The organism is Acinetobacter sp. M5A5_2a (assembly GCF_053345265.1).
Genome location: NZ_JBKEZV010000004.1, coordinates 305,674 through 321,482 on the forward strand (window position 1 = coordinate 305,674; position 15,809 = coordinate 321,482).

At 42.0% G+C, this 15,809-nt stretch carries 21 protein-coding genes; all 21 read left to right on the forward strand.

Annotated features, from left to right (window positions below; translation table 11 throughout):
* The first annotated feature begins 36 nt into the window (after nucleotides 1-36).
* The 21 genes from ACLBWE_RS08280 to ACLBWE_RS08380 all read left to right on the forward strand — a co-directional run bounded on the left by ACLBWE_RS08280 (nucleotide 37) and on the right by ACLBWE_RS08380 (nucleotide 15,778).
* A complete protein-coding gene (locus ACLBWE_RS08280) occupies nucleotides 37-513 on the forward strand; it encodes a DUF2280 domain-containing protein (RefSeq protein WP_174732080.1) in 477 nt (158 codons plus the stop codon).
* Nucleotides 491-2,017, forward strand: a complete 1,527-nt coding sequence (gene terL, locus ACLBWE_RS08285) for a phage terminase large subunit (protein WP_447602229.1) — start codon at nucleotides 491-493, stop codon at nucleotides 2,015-2,017. The genes ACLBWE_RS08280 and terL overlap by 23 nt, the downstream gene beginning before the upstream one ends.
* A gap of 8 nt (nucleotides 2,018-2,025) precedes the next feature.
* On the forward strand, nucleotides 2,026-3,360 hold the full coding sequence (locus ACLBWE_RS08290; RefSeq protein WP_447602231.1) for a DUF1073 domain-containing protein: 1,335 nt from the start codon (nucleotides 2,026-2,028) through the stop codon (nucleotides 3,358-3,360).
* The gene (locus ACLBWE_RS08295) at nucleotides 3,305-4,117 is read left to right on the forward strand and encodes a phage head morphogenesis protein (RefSeq protein ID WP_447602233.1); all 813 of its coding nucleotides are present in this window, start codon (nucleotides 3,305-3,307) and stop codon (nucleotides 4,115-4,117) included. The genes ACLBWE_RS08290 and ACLBWE_RS08295 overlap by 56 nt, the downstream gene beginning before the upstream one ends.
* A gap of 43 nt (nucleotides 4,118-4,160) precedes the next feature.
* A complete protein-coding gene (locus tag ACLBWE_RS08300) occupies nucleotides 4,161-4,394 on the forward strand; it encodes a hypothetical protein (protein WP_447602235.1) in 234 nt (77 codons plus the stop codon).
* Between the two features lie 49 nt (nucleotides 4,395-4,443).
* Entirely contained in the window at nucleotides 4,444-4,677 is a 234-nt protein-coding gene (locus tag ACLBWE_RS08305) for a hypothetical protein (RefSeq protein ID WP_447602237.1), read from the forward strand.
* Nucleotides 4,678-4,751: 74 nt separating this feature from the next.
* Entirely contained in the window at nucleotides 4,752-5,936 is a 1,185-nt protein-coding gene (locus tag ACLBWE_RS08310) for a DUF2213 domain-containing protein (RefSeq protein WP_447602239.1), read from the forward strand.
* A gap of 14 nt (nucleotides 5,937-5,950) precedes the next feature.
* Complete coding sequence (locus tag ACLBWE_RS08315; RefSeq protein WP_447602241.1) at nucleotides 5,951-6,421, forward strand: structural cement protein Gp24; 471 nt, start codon at nucleotides 5,951-5,953, stop codon at nucleotides 6,419-6,421.
* 6 nt (nucleotides 6,422-6,427) lie between these two features.
* Nucleotides 6,428-7,423, forward strand: a complete 996-nt coding sequence (locus ACLBWE_RS08320; protein WP_447602243.1) for a DUF2184 domain-containing protein — start codon at nucleotides 6,428-6,430, stop codon at nucleotides 7,421-7,423.
* Nucleotides 7,424-7,436: 13 nt separating this feature from the next.
* Entirely contained in the window at nucleotides 7,437-7,814 is a 378-nt protein-coding gene (locus ACLBWE_RS08325; protein ID WP_447602245.1) for a hypothetical protein, read from the forward strand.
* A gap of 9 nt (nucleotides 7,815-7,823) precedes the next feature.
* On the forward strand, nucleotides 7,824-8,207 hold the full coding sequence (locus tag ACLBWE_RS08330) for a DUF4054 domain-containing protein (RefSeq protein ID WP_447602247.1): 384 nt from the start codon (nucleotides 7,824-7,826) through the stop codon (nucleotides 8,205-8,207).
* 9 nt (nucleotides 8,208-8,216) lie between these two features.
* Nucleotides 8,217-8,408, forward strand: a complete 192-nt coding sequence (locus tag ACLBWE_RS08335) for a hypothetical protein (RefSeq protein WP_447602249.1) — start codon at nucleotides 8,217-8,219, stop codon at nucleotides 8,406-8,408.
* A 7-nt stretch (nucleotides 8,409-8,415) separates the two neighbouring features.
* A complete protein-coding gene (locus ACLBWE_RS08340) occupies nucleotides 8,416-8,898 on the forward strand; it encodes a hypothetical protein (protein ID WP_447602251.1) in 483 nt (160 codons plus the stop codon).
* A complete protein-coding gene (locus ACLBWE_RS08345; protein WP_447602253.1) occupies nucleotides 8,891-9,334 on the forward strand; it encodes a hypothetical protein in 444 nt (147 codons plus the stop codon). The genes ACLBWE_RS08340 and ACLBWE_RS08345 overlap by 8 nt, the downstream gene beginning before the upstream one ends.
* A 62-nt stretch (nucleotides 9,335-9,396) precedes the next feature.
* Nucleotides 9,397-10,164 (forward strand): hypothetical protein, encoded by a 768-nt coding sequence (locus tag ACLBWE_RS08350; RefSeq protein WP_447602255.1) that lies wholly within the window; start codon nucleotides 9,397-9,399, stop codon nucleotides 10,162-10,164.
* Nucleotides 10,165-10,170: 6 nt separating this feature from the next.
* Entirely contained in the window at nucleotides 10,171-10,485 is a 315-nt protein-coding gene (locus tag ACLBWE_RS08355; RefSeq protein ID WP_447602257.1) for a hypothetical protein, read from the forward strand.
* Between the two features lie 35 nt (nucleotides 10,486-10,520).
* Complete coding sequence (locus ACLBWE_RS08360) at nucleotides 10,521-10,748, forward strand: hypothetical protein (protein WP_447602259.1); 228 nt, start codon at nucleotides 10,521-10,523, stop codon at nucleotides 10,746-10,748.
* Between the two features lie 80 nt (nucleotides 10,749-10,828).
* Nucleotides 10,829-11,134, forward strand: a complete 306-nt coding sequence (locus ACLBWE_RS08365) for a TM2 domain-containing protein (RefSeq protein WP_447602261.1) — start codon at nucleotides 10,829-10,831, stop codon at nucleotides 11,132-11,134.
* Between the two features lie 102 nt (nucleotides 11,135-11,236).
* Nucleotides 11,237-14,275, forward strand: a complete 3,039-nt coding sequence (locus tag ACLBWE_RS08370; protein WP_447602263.1) for a phage tail protein — start codon at nucleotides 11,237-11,239, stop codon at nucleotides 14,273-14,275.
* A gap of 10 nt (nucleotides 14,276-14,285) precedes the next feature.
* Complete coding sequence (locus ACLBWE_RS08375) at nucleotides 14,286-14,924, forward strand: DUF2460 domain-containing protein (RefSeq protein WP_447602265.1); 639 nt, start codon at nucleotides 14,286-14,288, stop codon at nucleotides 14,922-14,924.
* Complete coding sequence (locus ACLBWE_RS08380) at nucleotides 14,921-15,778, forward strand: DUF2163 domain-containing protein (RefSeq protein WP_447602267.1); 858 nt, start codon at nucleotides 14,921-14,923, stop codon at nucleotides 15,776-15,778. The genes ACLBWE_RS08375 and ACLBWE_RS08380 overlap by 4 nt, the downstream gene beginning before the upstream one ends.
* Nucleotides 15,779-15,809 lie beyond the last annotated feature (31 nt).

Below are 15,809 nucleotides of genomic sequence, written 5' to 3' on the forward strand. Positions count from 1 at the left end.
CTATTTAGGTTGACGTAGGTTGACAGGATTGAGGATATGGCGGCTCTAAAAAAAGAGGTAAAACTCTTTATAGTTCGCTCACTTGCCGTATTTAATACACCCACAGAAACTGCTGAGCTCGTCAACCAAGAATACGGGATAAAAGTTACTAAGCAGCAATGTGAAAAATACGACCCAACTAAACGGGCAGGTGAGAACCTTAGTGAAGAGTTAAGAATAGATTTTGAAAAAACTCGCGAAATGTTTTTAGGTAAGCCTGAGGCAATCCCTATTGCAAATTTGGCGGTGCGGTTACAGCGATATGAAAACCAATATCAAAAGCACAGTAAAAACCGTGTGGCGGCTCTAAGTATTCTTAAACAAGCTGCAGAAGATATGGGAGGGAAGTACACCAATAAGACAGAGTTTACTGGTGCAGATGGTCAGCCACTCAACCCTGAGCATGTTACCCATGTCGTAGCAACGCCTGAACAAATAAGGCAGGCAATGGATGAACTCGAAAGTAAATACTAACTTGCTAGAAATGCAGTTAGAGCAAGAGCGCTGTGAGAAAGAACATTTATTCTTTACACGGCGTTTTTTCTTGCCTCGCATGGGCTTTAAGTTTTCGGTCAATTGGCATCATGAATATATTGCCGACAAGATCGACGAGGTTATTGCGGGGAAGGTTAAAAACTTAGTTATTAACGTTCCACCCGGTAGCGGTAAGACTGAATTACTAACAAACCTGATTTCTCGTGGCGTAGCGCGTAATCCTCGATCTCGCTTTTTGTATTTGTCATTTTCACAGTCACTTGTTGAGGATGTATCTGCAACAGCCAGAAATATTGTTAAGTCAGAAGACTTTCAAAGACTTTGGCCTGTAAAGATTTCTACAGCCACGGATGCTAAATCAAACTGGAAAACTACAGTTGATGGTTATGACGCTGGTCATGTTTATTCTGCATCAATGGGTGGGCAAGTCACTGGTCGCCGTGCCGGTACATTAGCGGATGATGGCTTTACTGGTGCAATTATTCTTGATGACCCATTAAAGCCTGAGGATGCATTTAGCCAAACAGCAAGACGTAAAGCTAATCGTAAGATTCTAAACACGGTCAACTCGCGTAAAGCCAAATCTGATACGCCAATTATTCTGATAATGCAGCGCTTGCACGTTGAAGATCCAACTAACTTTGTGATGACAGGTAACGTGCCTGGTAAATGGGAGCAGATCAGTATTCCAGCGCTTATTAATGATGAATACATCAGTAAGTTGCCAGAAAAAATACAAAACAAAATTCCACGTAATGTTGAGCGTGATGCTAAAGGCCGTCAAAGCTATTGGCCGTTGAAAGAATCATTGCAATCTCTATTGCAGCTCGAACAAGGCGGACAGGATAAAGACGGCGCTACGGTATCCCGTTATACATTTGCAAGCCAATACCAACAGGCACCTAAAAAGCTCGGCGGTGATCTTGTTAAGGCTGAATGGTTCCCGCGCTATCTAGATCTACCTGTTCTTAAATGGCGAGCTGTATGGGCAGATACGGCGCAGAAGGTCAAAAAGCATAATGACTTTTCAGTGTTCTTATGTGCTGGTCTTGGCTATGACAATAATCTTTACATCATTGATGTGAAGCGCGGCAAATGGGAAGCACCTGAGCTATTGAAGGAGGCTAAAGCCTTTATCAATAAGCACAAGGACAACAACACCAAGATCGGCAAACTTCGCTATATGGCCGTAGAGGATAAATCGAGTGGTACTGGGTTGATTCAATCTATTTCTAGGGAAACCACTTTACCTATTAGAGCAATTCAGCGTGATGAGGACAAGCTGTCACGAACAATGGACGTCATTCTTTATGTTGAAGATCGGCGCGTATGGTTACCTGCAAGCGCACCATGGTTATTGAACTACATCGAAGAGATTGAAGGACTCACCGCGGATTGGTCACATGATCATGACGACCAGTGGGACCCGACCATTGATGCGATTAATGATTCATTAGCCAAGAAGCCAACTGTATTTGATTAGAGGAAATTATGGCTGAAAATAAAAAGCATGATGCAATTGGTGATGCAGGGGCGTATACAAACTTTGTCTCAAACATTGGTACCGCCCGCGACAAGGCATCACACGGGAGCTTTGTTAAGAAGGTTATTCCTGATGAGCAATTAGAAGCGGTATATCAACACTGGTTAGCTAAGCGCATTGTGAACCGGCCAGCAAGTGACATGCTCCGAGCTGGTTGGTTCTATGAGGGGATTCAGGATAGTGATCTAGAGAAGCTTAAAGAGGCGTGTAAGGCGTTTAATTTAGATGGGGTGCTCTTATCTAGCTTGATCCTTTCTCGCTTATATGGCGTTTGCTACGTGCTCTTAGGTACTGTGGACGGCGGCAACTTAGATCAACCATTCGATATAAATAAACTAGGTGTTGGTCGTTTAGAGTTTTTCACAGTACTCAAGAAAAAGCACATTGAGGCCGATACTTCAAAGTACTTACCGCCAAATGAAGCAGGCGGGCTTTTAAAGCAGCCAGAATTTTACAAGCTTAAACTCGATGGTAAAGCGAACCAAAGGATCCACCACACACGCCTATATAAACTTGGCCATGCAGATGTGGTCAATGAAGAGCCTGTGAGTGTTTTGCAAGAAGTTTACGAGGACCTTTTAGATCATGCTGCTGTAAAGAAGGCCACGGCCAGTCTTGTTCATGAATCAAAAATTGATGTGATTAGAACGCCAGACTTAGTGGAGAAGATCAAAGAAGACATGAAATCAGTTGCTGAACGTTTTCTTAGTGTCGGTTTGCTGAAAGGGCTTAACGGTATGCTCGTATTGGATAAAGAAGAAGAGTATGACTCTAAATCTTATAGCTTTGGTGGCTTGCCTGATCTTATGCGTGAGTATTCGATTCAAACTGCTGGTGCTGCCGATATGCCATATACCATTCTATTTGGTCAATCACCCGCAGGTATGAATGCTACAGGTGAGCATGACACACGGAACTATTACGACAGTATAGCAACCAAGCAAATATGGTCCTTAAAGCCATTCATGTTGAAGCTTTTAAGAGTAATTGTTCAAGCAACATTTGGTCGTCAGATTTCAAGTTTAGATGTTGTGTTTAACCCGTTATGGCAATTAGACGCTAAGGTTCGAGCTGAGGTTGAGAAAGCTAATGCAGAACGGGATGATAAGTATCTTCAGATGGGTGTCATTACAGAGCCGCAGATAGCGAAGCAGCTTGTTATTGACGGCGTTTATTCAGTGATTGATGAAGACCACATTAAAGAGCTTGAAACAATGGTGAAGCCTGATGACGACGATAATACAAATACTAAAACCACACCTCCAGCAGGCGAAGAAACGTAAGAAAGGGCGTAAAGCTTCCAAGCCAAGAGCAGTACATGTAAATCGCCGTGTAGAGCTGTATTACACACGGCAATTACTGACTATTTCAAAGTTTTGTCAGAACCAAACTAAGGATCTTGTTATTCCAACGGTTGGCCAGAACATCGGTGATGCTTGGTTTTCTGACATGATGACGTCGTTTAGGGAAAAGCTCACAAAGTATGTAGTTGAGATTTCCCGACCATTGGCCACAAAAGTTGTGACTGATACCCAAAAGGAAGTGGACAAGCAAATTGCAGAGCACACCAAAACAATTATTGGTGTGGATCTGACGCCGTTCTATCGAGCTGCTGATATTCAGGACGAGGTAGATCTAAACATTACGGCCAATGTCAGTTTGATTAAGTCTATTCCGCAGCAATATGCCGATAAGCTTGAAGTGCTAATTACCAATGCTTTGCAGACTGGTCAAACTAATGAACAACTAGCAAAAGCAATTAAAGATTTAGGGTTGTCTACTGATTATCGTGCTCGTCTTATTGCTAGTGATCAGATGGGCAAGATTAACGGCCAAATTAACCAAGCCCGACAGCTTTCAATGGGTGTTGAAACTTACACATGGCAAACGGCGAAAGATGAGCGTGTGCGGCCAGACCACCAACATAAGCAAGGCAAGACATTTAGATGGGATTCACCGCCAGATGGAGGACATCCCGGTCAACCTATTCGTTGTCGTTGCACAGCATTACCTAATTATGAGGATATATTGATTGATTAGAATTATTTATAATCATGGTGAACTTGAAATAATGGGTTAGAACATGAGTGATTATAAATTTGTAGAAGAGCAACAAGTAATAAATATTGAAACCAATGAATCAGATATTGTTTCAGTCTATTTGCAGCAAGAAATTCAGAATACAGGGTCATTTAACGTCACTATCAATAATTATCTTTTTGTTAATTCTGCGGGGGAGCAATTAGCTTGTATTGGAAAAAAACGTTACCAATTAAAGTGTGAACCTTATTCAGTATTTGAGGCCTCATTGTCTTAATGTTAATTGAAACAGCCTACTTCGGTAGGTATTTTAATGGTGGAAATTTATGAGACGAAAAAAGTTTTCAAAAGACCGGTTTTATCGCCGTTTGAATGCTAAACAGCAAGTTTCTTATGAGCCAAATTTTTTTGAAAGTTTTATGATTGATTTCGCTAAAGGGCTTGATAAAACTGTTAACGCATTTAAGGACATGGTGAAAGGTACATTTCTAGCTTTAAGTGAAATGTCTAATCAGCAACTAAAAGACCTTGAGCATAAGTTGAAAACTGAAAGAAAGTAAAGATAGGGCAAATAGACTAATTATTTAAACTTCAATCAAGCCACCTTCGGGTGGTTTTTTATTGAGCGCAATTTATGAAAAACATTTACCTCTTCAAGGTAGGTGACTTTGCGCCAAGTGAATCATCACGCTCATTTACCAAAGAAGGGTATTTGAAGTGCGTAAATGTTCGCTTAGCTAAAGCGCCTCAGGTCCGTCAGTACTATGCCTATGAGTTTCCATCATTAGAGGGTTATTCAGCAGACCAGATTATCAATATCTATACGCCTGCAGAAGAACTCTTTAAGCCTGAAACGATCGCAAGTTTTAATGGCGTAGATGCTACCGACTATCACCCACCTAAAAATGAAATTAATGCCTCCAACTGGAAGGATTATCACATTGGTTATTGTGAGAACGTCCGACAGGAAGGCGATTATTTAGTGGGTGATCTGCTCATTAAGGACAAGATAAGTATTGACCTTATTCAAAGTAACGAGCGCATTGAAATGTCGCTTGGCTACGGGGCCATGTTAGTTGTTGAGCAAGGTACAGCTCCAGACGGTACGCCGTACCAAGCTAAATTTATCAATTTTAATGGTGATCACATAGCTCTCGTTAAATACGGGCGTTGTGGTGGCGATTGCCGCATCGGTGACGAAAAGCAAACTCCAAAGGGGAAAACAATGGAAGTAAGTGTAAACGGTATTCGTTTTGACATTGGCGATAATAAGCCCTTGGCGGATGCATTAAAGCAGCAACAAGATCAGCTTGAAAACTTGAAGGCTGCAAAACTTAAAGTCGGTGATAAGCAATTTTCTATCGGAGATGAACTAAATGCAGTTCAAGCGGTAGTAGATCAGTTGCATACCGATAAAAGTACTCTTGAGCAAAAAGTGGGTGATCTGGAAAAGAACCAGATGACGCCTGAAAAGCTTGAACAAGCTGCTGCTGAACGTACTGCTGTAATTGCCGATGCTAAAGCATTGGTGCCAACAGTTAAAACCGAAGGCTGCACATGTGAGCAAATCAAGCGCGATGTAATTGCGGCTAAAGCGGGTGATGCGTTGGTAACTGCTTTATTGGGCAGCGTATCGGTAGGCGATGCTAAGCCTGATCAGATTGACACAACTTTCCGCGCTTTGTCTGCTGTGAAGGGAACACATCCATCTAATCCGGTTGGCGATGCACTTAACTACCAGCAACAACAGCAAAACAATAATCAGGACCCTAAAGAAAATAAGGGTTATGACAAGTCTGCTGCATACAAAACAATCTAAGAGGGACTTGAATCATGGTTCAGCAATTAAATGCGGTAGTCGGTCAGCGTGGCCGTTTAACTGCCAAAGAAGTTGTACTGTCATTACCGCTTTCAGGCACAACTTTAGTCAATGACGGCGATGTGGTTGTCCGCACGACTGATGGCAAATCTGTAACGGCAGTTACTGGTGCTACACCAACTCGTTTTGGTGTGGTTGTACGACACGGCGTGGGCAAGACTGGCAAAACAGCGGCTGGGAAAGAAGCTTATAAGGCTGCTGACATGTTGCCAGTAATGTTTGAAGGTGCAATTTGGGTTAAACCTACTGCGCCAATCACAGACATTACTGCTGCTGTTTATGTGAAAACTGCAAACGGTACAACAGCCGCGCCGTTGGGTTCACTCTCAAGTGCCGCTACTGATGGAACATTACTACCTGGTGCAGCATGGGAAACTGTGACTGGTGCCGATGGTTTAGCCCTCATTAATCTTCGTGGAGCTTAATAGAACATGAGCAAATTAGTAAAAATGAAAGCACGCTTAACGCCGATTTCATACGCCATTCAGGCACAGGTAGGTGATGCGTTCAATATGGATGCATTAGCACAGCTTTTCATTAAGATTGAAGAGCAAAACGAAATCACTCCACAGCTTCAGCAAGTTCTGGACTATGCCAAATTCATTCCAGTAACAGATGTGAAGGCTGCATATGGTGGCGGAGAAATTCTCTCGCGTAAAAAAGGTGTTGGTATTGGTAAGGACCATTCAGGCACAGGTGATGATATCCCGCTTGCAGAAGTGGAATATGACACTGTGCAGTTACCTGTGAAAGTCGGTACGATCGGTTATCAATATTCGATTGTAGAGTTGGCGACAGCTCAGGCAATGAACCTTGCACTTGAAGCTGATAAAGTTCAGGCAGCAAACTTGGCTGCTGAAAAACACATGTCAAATGTGGCTTGGTATGGCTACACCACAGCGAATGCAAGTGGTCAGCTTACTCAGGTAAATGGCTTTCTTAACCAAACTGGCGTAACGGTAGTTACAGCTCAATATAACTGGGCTACTGCAACAATCGAACAAGTACTTTCAGACTTTAATAAATCGCTTGCAGATGCTGCAAATCAGTTTGATGGTGATGCATCGATTGAACCTGATACCTACATCCTTGCATCGAACCAATATTCTAATCTAGCCAACCGTATTGTCGCTGACTCAGGTGGTAAGACTTTCCTTGATTGGGTAACTGAAAAAAATATTTTCGCTACTCAAGGCAAACCATTAACCATCCGTGGTTCTGGTCGTGGTAATGGCAAAGGTACAGCAGGTGCTGACCGCTCCATCATCTATCGTCGTGATCCGTCATGCATCCAGTTTAAAGGTAATAGCGTTGAATTCTTGACAGCGCAACCAAAAGGCTTAGATGTGCTTGTGCCGGGTCACTATAAATACCAAGGCGTTTGGCTGAAGCGTGTTGATTCGCTTCGTTACTTTGACCATGCATAAGGATTAAAATCACATGGCTAAATATTCATACACATACAGCGGCTCTAATGCCGCTTTTGTTTTTGCTGGTGTAACAACTTTGCCAGCGGGAATCGCCGTAGCGCTTGAAGCAGCTCAGCATAAGGAACTGCAAAAGAATAAGTTTGCCAAGCATCTTGTTGAATCTGGTGAGCTTGAAATTCAGGAAATTCCAGATGAAGAAACAAAAGCAACAGGTAAAACCGGTGGTAAAGGCGGCAAATCAAACGATGTAGCAGGCGACCAGCAAAAGGCAGCAGATGAAGCAGCTTTGGCCGCCGTGAAAGCTGAACTAGCAGCGCTTGAAGTAACGTTCAGTGATGATGAAACACTTGAGCAATTACAAGCTAAGTTAGCTCAAGCTAAGGAATAAGGTGGACCTATGGACGTACAAACGTTTCGTGAAAAGTTCTCTACTGATACATCTTTAGTCAATTTGCCTGATGCAAAGATTCAGGATGCATTAGAAGAAGCGGATCTGGTTGTATCTCAAATCGAGTTCGGGGCATTAAAGGAACGTGCTGTAGGTCTATATGCAGCACATATTCTTAAAGTCGGTACCGCAAGCGGAAATGGTGCCGCTTTTAGTAACGCCTCGAGCATGACAATCGCGGGCCAAAGCGTGAGTTACTCCAGATCATCGAAAGAAGCTTTCTATGATCTAAGTATGTATGGCCAGCGCTATCTTGCTTTAAAAAATTCCATTCCAATTGATGATGAAGGCACAAACCCTAATCGCTTAGGCGTTGGTTCTTTTGTCGTATAGGAGATTTCCATGCCTTTTAAATATCAGGCACCTGAAGGTTATAAACCAACTAAAGTTGTTATTGCTGGTCAAAACCTCGATATCAAAAACGGCGTTTTAGAATCCGATAATGACATTATCCATATTTTAAAGCCCTTAGGTTTTGAGCGTTATGTCGAAGTGGTTGAGCCAAAGAAATCGGCGACCTCCGCTAAAGAGTAATTAAGCTATGAGCGATTATCGTGTTGATAGCCAATTCAACTTTGATGATATGAATGATCGCGTTAGGTTTGAAATAAGACGCACGATTAACGCTCTTACTTTGCGCTTACAGCGGATTGTTCAGGAAGACATGTTGAGTGGCCAAAGGCTGAATGTTCAGTCTGGCCGCTTACGTGGATCCGTTTCATCTAAAGTTGATGAGGATAAGGATTCGATAGAAGGAACAGTGGGGGCTGGTGGTGCTTTGGTTCCATACGCATTTGCCCATGAGTTTGGCTTAAATGGCTCGATGGGAGTTAAAGCTCATCTGAGAACTATTAAGCAGGCTTTTGGCCGACCTATATCACCAGTACAAGTCAATATTAAGGCTCATTCAAGAAATGTCAGATTTAGGGAATTACGATTCATGCGTGATTCACTAGATATGGTTGCCAAGATTGTGCCGAAAAATATTGATGCAGCAATTCAGCGAGGTTTAGCGAGTGGATAGCGAAGCAATCTATCAAGCGTTGTTTGAGCAGTTAAGTACAAGGGTAGAAGGGCTAGTTACAGTCAGTCGCCGTTTACGTCACTTTAACCATGTGACAGCAGAACAACGACCAGCCATGTTTATTACTCAAGGTAATCAACAGGAAGTGCCAGTTCATGGTTTAGATTCAAAAGTTGAATTAGCTGCTGAGGTTTATCTCTATATCCATGAATCTGACAGGGCAAAGCCACCATCATCACAGATGAATATTTTTATTGATCGTGTACGTGAAGCTATTCAGCCAAACCATCCAGAATTTAGTGAATATCAAACCTTAGGTGGATTGGTAGAGCACTGCTGGATTGAAGGCACGATAGAAGTATATGAAGCAGTAGAAAACATGCTGGATGATCAGGCGATTGCAATTATCCCTATCCGGATCCTCACAACCAATTAACAAAACATTCATTTTATGACCGCCTCGATGGCGGTTTTGTCATTTTAGAGAGGTCAAAATAAATGGCTCAATATTTATTTGGTGCCGGCAAGATCTTTGCTACACCGATTCAAGATGTTTATGGGCAACCGATTAGCAATCCCACACCCGTTGAAGTGGGAGTCTTGCAGTCGGTAGGTGTCGATATTAGTTTCGATTTAAAAGAACTCTTTGGCCGTGGACAATTCGCCGTTGATGCTGCACGCGGTAAAGGCTCAATTAAAGGTAAAGCATCTTTCGGTCGTATTAACGGAACCTTGTTAAATTCTATCTTCTTTGGTGGTGTAGTTGCTGAAGGTGGGATTGAGACAGTATCTCAAACCATTAATGGTGAAACTATTCAAACTGGCGGCTTGGTTACACCTGTAGTTCCAAATGCTGGCACTTTTGTTAAGGATTTAGGTGTTACAGATGGTAAGGCTATTCCACTTAAACGCGTAGCCTCAGCACCAACCGCAGGGCAATACAGCGTGGATAACGTGACAGGTGCCTACACATTTGCTACTGCCGATGTTGGGAAGATAGTTTTTATTAGCTTCCGATATTCGGCAACAGTTGCAGGTGGTAAGTCAATCACCGTGTCAAACTTAGACATGGGCTATACACCTGAGTTTGCATTGGATCTGCAACGTGATTACAAGGGCAAATTCATGCACATGAATTTCTACCGTTGTACCAGTAACAAGCTTGGGTTCAGTTCAAAGCAGGACGATTACGACATTCCTGAATTTGAATTTCAGCCTATGGCTGATGACCTTAACCGTGTTTTCAAAATCGATTTATCGGAGTAATACCAAATGCAATTTAAGCAAGTTGAAAACCCTCGAGGCTCTACAGTTCTTGTAGATGGTCAGCCATTTGTTTTTGCCCCGTTGTCACTTGGTGCAGTTGAAAAACTATTGCCGGCCCTTCAATCATTCAAGCCAGATGATGTCGGCACTGTAATTGATGTCGCACACAAATCTTTGAAACGAAATTACCCCGACATTACTCGTGATGATGTAGCAGAGATGCTATTTATGGATCAGCTCACAGAAGTGATGGAAGCTGTAATGTCTGTGTCTGGTCTTAAAGGGAATGAAGACAGCACTGCAGGTGGCTCGGGGGAATAGATTGGGAGGAGCTGTACACGCATTTAGTGCTCACCATGAGCAAAGATTACGACTATGTACGTAATGAAATGGATCTGCCGAGATTAAGAGCATTAAGTGCGTATCAGCAAAATAACCCTCCCGCACATATAGGTATACAGCGTCTTTGCCGTATATTGGAAGCATTCATGGGAATTGAAGAGACTCCTCAAGCAATCACAGTTTCAGATGATGATGAAGACGATATGCTAGAAGTTTTAGAAAGTTTCCCGCAGGGCGGTTAAGGCTGCCCTTATAAATATTAATGTGACATTAAGTAACCAGTTTGTTAGATTGTACGAACTTTATAATAATTGGTGAAATTATGACTCAAACAAAATTTTGTTATGCCTGTGGCCAACAAATTGATGTTCGTGCAGAAATTTGCCCTAAATGTGGTGTAAGACAGCAAGATGTTAGAATCACTGGGCAAAAAAGTAAGGTGGCTGCTGGCATATTTGCTTTGCTACTAGGTGGGTTTGGGGCTCATAAATTCTATTTGGGTAGAGTTGGCCAAGGTATCTTGTATCTTATTTTCTGCTGGACCTTTATTCCGGCAATTATTGCCTTTATCGAAGGTATCCTTTATCTCTGTAGTTCAGATGAAGATTTTGCAAAAAAATATGGCTAATTAATTTGCCATAATCAACTTTATAAAGCCTTGCAATCGCAAGGCTTTTTTATTTCTCCATAGCTCCTATATAGGGGCTTTTTTTATGCCTGTGAGGAAGTTATGGCAAACAATAACCGTGTTGAAGTACATGTCGGCGCCAAGACCTCTGAACTAAAAGAGGGAATGAAAGATGCAGAAAAAATAGTATCAGAATCATCAAAAAAAATTGAAAACACCAGCGAAAGTATAGATCTTAAAATTGATGTATCAGGCATGCGTTCTGAATTTAATAATTTTGCTAATAACATTTCAGATAAGTTTAAAACGGTTGGCAATGACATTAAAGAATCTTTAACAGGTGGCTTTTCACTCATTAAAGGCGGCTTTCTTTTAGGTATCGGAGAAGAAATAGCAAGAACGGCTGCTGAAGCAATTAGTGCAATACCTGAATTAGTGTCTGCGGTTGGCAAAGCCTCAAAAGAAATTGAAATTCAATCACGTTTAGCAAATGCTAATACTACTGAGTTTCAGGAGTGGGCTTTTGCAGCAGGAAAGGTAAATGTAGAGCAAGATAAGCTCAGTGACATCATGAAGGACGTCAACGACAAGTTTGGCGACTTTATGCAAACTGGTGGTGGCGAAATGGCAGACTTCTTTGAGAAGATCGCACCTAAAGTAGGAATAACAGCAAAAGAGTTTCAAGGTTTATCAGGTCCACAAATTCTTGAGAAATATTACCAGACCTTACAAAAGGCTAATGTCTCACAGGCTGAAATGACCTTCTATATGGAGGCAATTGCGAATGATGCGACATTGTTAGCACCTTTACTTGATAACAATGCAGAAAAATTAAAAGAGTACGCAAAACAAGCTCACGACCTAGGTGTCATTATGAGCACTGAAGCCATGCAGTCGACTAAGGAGTTCAATACTGCTTTAGGAACAATAGAGTCTACGTTGCAAGGTGTAATGACTCGCATGGCGGCACAAGCGGCACCAGCATTAACAGATCTTGCAAATAGATTTTTGACTTTTGCAGTCGAATCTAAAGAAGGTATTGATGATTCGATAAAGTCAATTATTGGAATTTTTGAAAGTCTATTTGGTATTGTTGGTGAAATCTTTAATACCATTGGGGGCATTTGGAAAGATTTAACTAGTGATATTGGGGATGGTTCAATATCACAAATTGGCTTCATGGATGCTGTATCAGTAGCTTTAAGAGCTTTAGGTATTGTTGCAACAGGTTTGCAGGTTGCTATTCAATCTGCATTTGCAATTATCCGAGCTGTGGTAGTTACAGTTTGCCAAGCCTTAATCATTGCATTTAATGGCCTCATGGCTGGATTTGACATGGTACGCAACACCATTCAGTTCGGTTTAGATGTACTTCAAGTTAAATTTCAAACCTTCGGTAGTGTCGTTAATAATATTCTTCACTTTAATTTCTCAGGTGCTAAGTCTGCATGGGAGGGCGGTTTATCTCAGCTAGGTGGTATTACTGAACGTTATACCAACCAAATGAAAGGCCGAATGAATGACCTTAAAAACTCATGGAACAGCGGGGCAACAACAGCGGCAAATTCACTTGTTACGGCTGGACAAAGGATTCTTGATGTTACTTCTGCCGGTGGCAAAAAAATTACAAACTATGTTTATAAGGATCCTACAAAACAAATAGAAACACCAAGTGCGCCAAAATTGGGTATTGGTGCTCCACCACCAAGTATTAATAAGGGTATCGGTACTGGTGTAAAAGATGACAAGGGTGGATCTAAGGCATCTGCTAAATCTAAAGCTGAGCAAGAGGCTAAAGAGCGTCAACGTCAGGCTGAGCAGGCAGCAAAAGCACTTGCAGATATTCGGTATAAATATGCATCTGAAGAAAAGAAAGTCGCTTTAGATCTGCAAAAGGCATTAGATGAGATTGAAAAATCTAAGATGACTGCCGATGAAAAAGCCGCCGCCAAAGTTAAAGCTGAAAAGGATGCTTCAGACAAGATCGTTGCTATCCGTTTAAAAGAGTTTGAGGAATATAAAAAAGCTCGTGAAGAACAGATCGACAATTATCAACAGCAAGCACAACGCCTGTATGAAATCGAAGCAGCTAGGATCCAAGCCGAATATGATGCCAAGAAAATTTCAAATCTTCGCAAAGTTCAATTAGAGAAGCAGCTCGAAGATCAATTACGTGAAATTAAACGGCAAGGTCTTTTAGAGCGTCTGGCACTTGAGAATGAGCAAACTGGCATTACTGGCAAACAGGGCAATCAAAACCAAATCACAAATAATATTTCTGATTTAGAGTCAGATCAGAAAGTTTCTGACACTAAGTCTATGGGCTTAATCAGTGATGCGGAAATGAAAGACTTTGAGGCTAAGTTTGGTGGCTTTACTTCTCGCCTGTCTAACCTTTGGGATCAAGGCATTCAGTCACTTATGAATGGCACATTGACTTGGAGTAACGCAACTAAAGCGGTGCTAGCTAATATGGGCGCATTTGCATTGCAATCGGCTACTAAAGAGCTCCAAGGCTGGCTGAGAATCCAAGCGATTAAGTTAGCTCGAAAGCTTGGTTTCGTGGGTGCTGAAACGGCGGCGGAAGCTTCTGGCCAAGCGGCTCAAACAGGGGCAACAATCGCAGGTGAAGCAACAAGAACCGGTGTTACTGCTGCAGGTGGTTTAACTCGCTTAGGTTTAAAAGCTGCTGAAGCTGTCAAAGGCATCATGATGTCAGCTTGGGAAGCAATGGCGGGCGCATTTAAAGCAATGGTTTCTATTCCTTATATTGGTCCAGTTCTCGCCGTGGGTGCCGGTGCTGCTGCATTCGGTTTAGTGGCAGGTCTAGCTGGCAAAATTAAATCTGCTCGAGGCGGTTATGACATTCCATCCGGTGTGAATCCAGTCACCCAGCTACATGAAGACGAAATGGTTTTACCTTCTCAACATGCAAATACCATTCGTGAAATGGGTAAAGCCATTCGTAGTGGTGCAAGTTTTGGAGCAGCCGCAGCGGCTGAAGGTGGGGGCGCTGGACCAACTATTCATATTAGTGCAGTAGATGCTAAGAGTATTGAGCGGTTATTAAAAAATAATGGTCGTGCAGTCGCTAGTGGTTTACAGAGCTATGTTCGTGGCTTTGGTAAGAATGGTAAATAAGGAGGTATAAGTGTCTAACGTATTATTTCCAGAATTACCCGGTCTTGAATGGGATCTTTCAAAAACACCGATATTCAATACCCACATCATGACATCCATAAATGGCCGAGAACTTCGAGCAAGTTTTCAGGCAGTACCTAAATATGAAATATCAATGTCCTTTGCTTTTTTACGGGAAAGCAAGGGCCGTAAAGAGTTACAGCAGCTTGAAAGTTTTTTCATAGAGCGGCGTGGCTCTTTTGATTCATTTCTCTACAAGATGCCGGGTGATAATCAATTTCAGTGCACATTTGTTGGGGATGGCATAACAGATAAATTTCAAATTTATAAGAGTAGTGCACCTATGACTATTCCTGTATCTAACACAGAACCAAGCGAAAGCGAAGATCCCTTAATGTGGGAGGATTCACCTGTAGAAATGTGGGTCGAACCTGAACAAAAAATGTGGGATATCCAATACACCGTTAATTCAAATGGAATACTTGAACTATCAGCACCATTAGAACTGGGTGAAGAAATTACTGTATCAGGAACCTTTTACTATCGTTGCCGTTTTAAGACGGATGATCAGCAGTACACTAACTTTATGGATAAGTTGTGGAAAGCTGGGAAAGTTGAATTGATCGGATCACTAGGAAATAAAATATGAGACAAGCATCACCCCAACTCATTGCCTTACTGAATGCCGATCAATTTGTTATGGCTGATCTTTACACCATAACAACGATTCAAGGTATTGAGTATTTCTACACAAGCTATGACTACAATTTGATTGTTCAGGGTAAAGAGTTTCGTAATGATGGCCCTGTTATTAGTCGAGAAGGAACTAGTCTTTCTTTAGGCATCGAAGTGGATAATTTATCTATAACTATCGAAACAAATGAAAGCACAAAATTTGGTGATGTGCCTGTAGCTCAGGCATTTCATAACGGCATTTTAGATGGCGCACGGTTTAAGCTTGAACGCATATTTATGGATGCTAATACACCTACTGATACAAGTGCTGGCGCCTTAATTTTATTCGAAGGTCGTATCGTTGAACCTGAACTGGACCGATATGTAATTAATGCCAGTGTGGTATCTGATGTTGACAACTTAAAGCTTCAGATGCCACGAAATTTATATACGCCCGGTTGTTTAAATACATTGTTTGATGGCGCATGTGGCTTAGACAGAGCTAATTTTGCTGTTAATACAACTATTGCAGCAAGTAGTACACCTAGTCGAATAATTTGTGAATTGAGTCAGCCTCAAGGCTGGTTTACCCAAGGAGTTGTAGAGTTTGTTGAGGGTGTAAACATAGGTATTAAGCGTACCGTTCGTTTGCATGAGTCTGGGGCCCTTATACTTACCTTGCCACTTTTAGAAATGCCTGAAATCGGTGAAGCAATACGTGTTTATCCGGGATGTGATAAACGACTTGAAACGTGTACCAACCGCTTTAATAACCGTGCCCGCTTCCGTGGCGCACCATTTGTTCCAGTTCCAGAAACATCAGTTTAAAAAACTTTTCATTAACCAAAGCCCTGCAAAT

What these genes read in the sequence shown, in the direction of transcription:
- ACLBWE_RS08280 (WP_174732080.1), top strand. Translation starts at nt 37, where the DNA reads ATGGCGGCTCTAAAAAAAGAGGTAAAACTCTTTATAGTTCGCTCACTT.
- terL (WP_447602229.1), top strand. Translation starts at nt 491, where the DNA reads ATGAACTCGAAAGTAAATACTAACTTGCTAGAAATGCAGTTAGAGCAA.
- ACLBWE_RS08290 (WP_447602231.1), top strand. Translation starts at nt 2,026, where the DNA reads ATGGCTGAAAATAAAAAGCATGATGCAATTGGTGATGCAGGGGCGTAT.
- ACLBWE_RS08295 (WP_447602233.1), top strand. Translation starts at nt 3,305, where the DNA reads ATGACGACGATAATACAAATACTAAAACCACACCTCCAGCAGGCGAAG.
- ACLBWE_RS08300 (WP_447602235.1), top strand. Translation starts at nt 4,161, where the DNA reads ATGAGTGATTATAAATTTGTAGAAGAGCAACAAGTAATAAATATTGAA.
- ACLBWE_RS08305 (WP_447602237.1), top strand. Translation starts at nt 4,444, where the DNA reads ATGAGACGAAAAAAGTTTTCAAAAGACCGGTTTTATCGCCGTTTGAAT.
- ACLBWE_RS08310 (WP_447602239.1), top strand. Translation starts at nt 4,752, where the DNA reads ATGAAAAACATTTACCTCTTCAAGGTAGGTGACTTTGCGCCAAGTGAA.
- ACLBWE_RS08315 (WP_447602241.1), top strand. Translation starts at nt 5,951, where the DNA reads ATGGTTCAGCAATTAAATGCGGTAGTCGGTCAGCGTGGCCGTTTAACT.
- ACLBWE_RS08320 (WP_447602243.1), top strand. Translation starts at nt 6,428, where the DNA reads ATGAGCAAATTAGTAAAAATGAAAGCACGCTTAACGCCGATTTCATAC.
- ACLBWE_RS08325 (WP_447602245.1), top strand. Translation starts at nt 7,437, where the DNA reads ATGGCTAAATATTCATACACATACAGCGGCTCTAATGCCGCTTTTGTT.
- ACLBWE_RS08330 (WP_447602247.1), top strand. Translation starts at nt 7,824, where the DNA reads ATGGACGTACAAACGTTTCGTGAAAAGTTCTCTACTGATACATCTTTA.
- ACLBWE_RS08335 (WP_447602249.1), top strand. Translation starts at nt 8,217, where the DNA reads ATGCCTTTTAAATATCAGGCACCTGAAGGTTATAAACCAACTAAAGTT.
- ACLBWE_RS08340 (WP_447602251.1), top strand. Translation starts at nt 8,416, where the DNA reads ATGAGCGATTATCGTGTTGATAGCCAATTCAACTTTGATGATATGAAT.
- ACLBWE_RS08350 (WP_447602255.1), top strand. Translation starts at nt 9,397, where the DNA reads ATGGCTCAATATTTATTTGGTGCCGGCAAGATCTTTGCTACACCGATT.
- ACLBWE_RS08355 (WP_447602257.1), top strand. Translation starts at nt 10,171, where the DNA reads ATGCAATTTAAGCAAGTTGAAAACCCTCGAGGCTCTACAGTTCTTGTA.
- ACLBWE_RS08360 (WP_447602259.1), top strand. Translation starts at nt 10,521, where the DNA reads ATGAGCAAAGATTACGACTATGTACGTAATGAAATGGATCTGCCGAGA.
- ACLBWE_RS08365 (WP_447602261.1), top strand. Translation starts at nt 10,829, where the DNA reads ATGACTCAAACAAAATTTTGTTATGCCTGTGGCCAACAAATTGATGTT.
- ACLBWE_RS08370 (WP_447602263.1), top strand. Translation starts at nt 11,237, where the DNA reads ATGGCAAACAATAACCGTGTTGAAGTACATGTCGGCGCCAAGACCTCT.
- ACLBWE_RS08380 (WP_447602267.1), top strand. Translation starts at nt 14,921, where the DNA reads ATGAGACAAGCATCACCCCAACTCATTGCCTTACTGAATGCCGATCAA.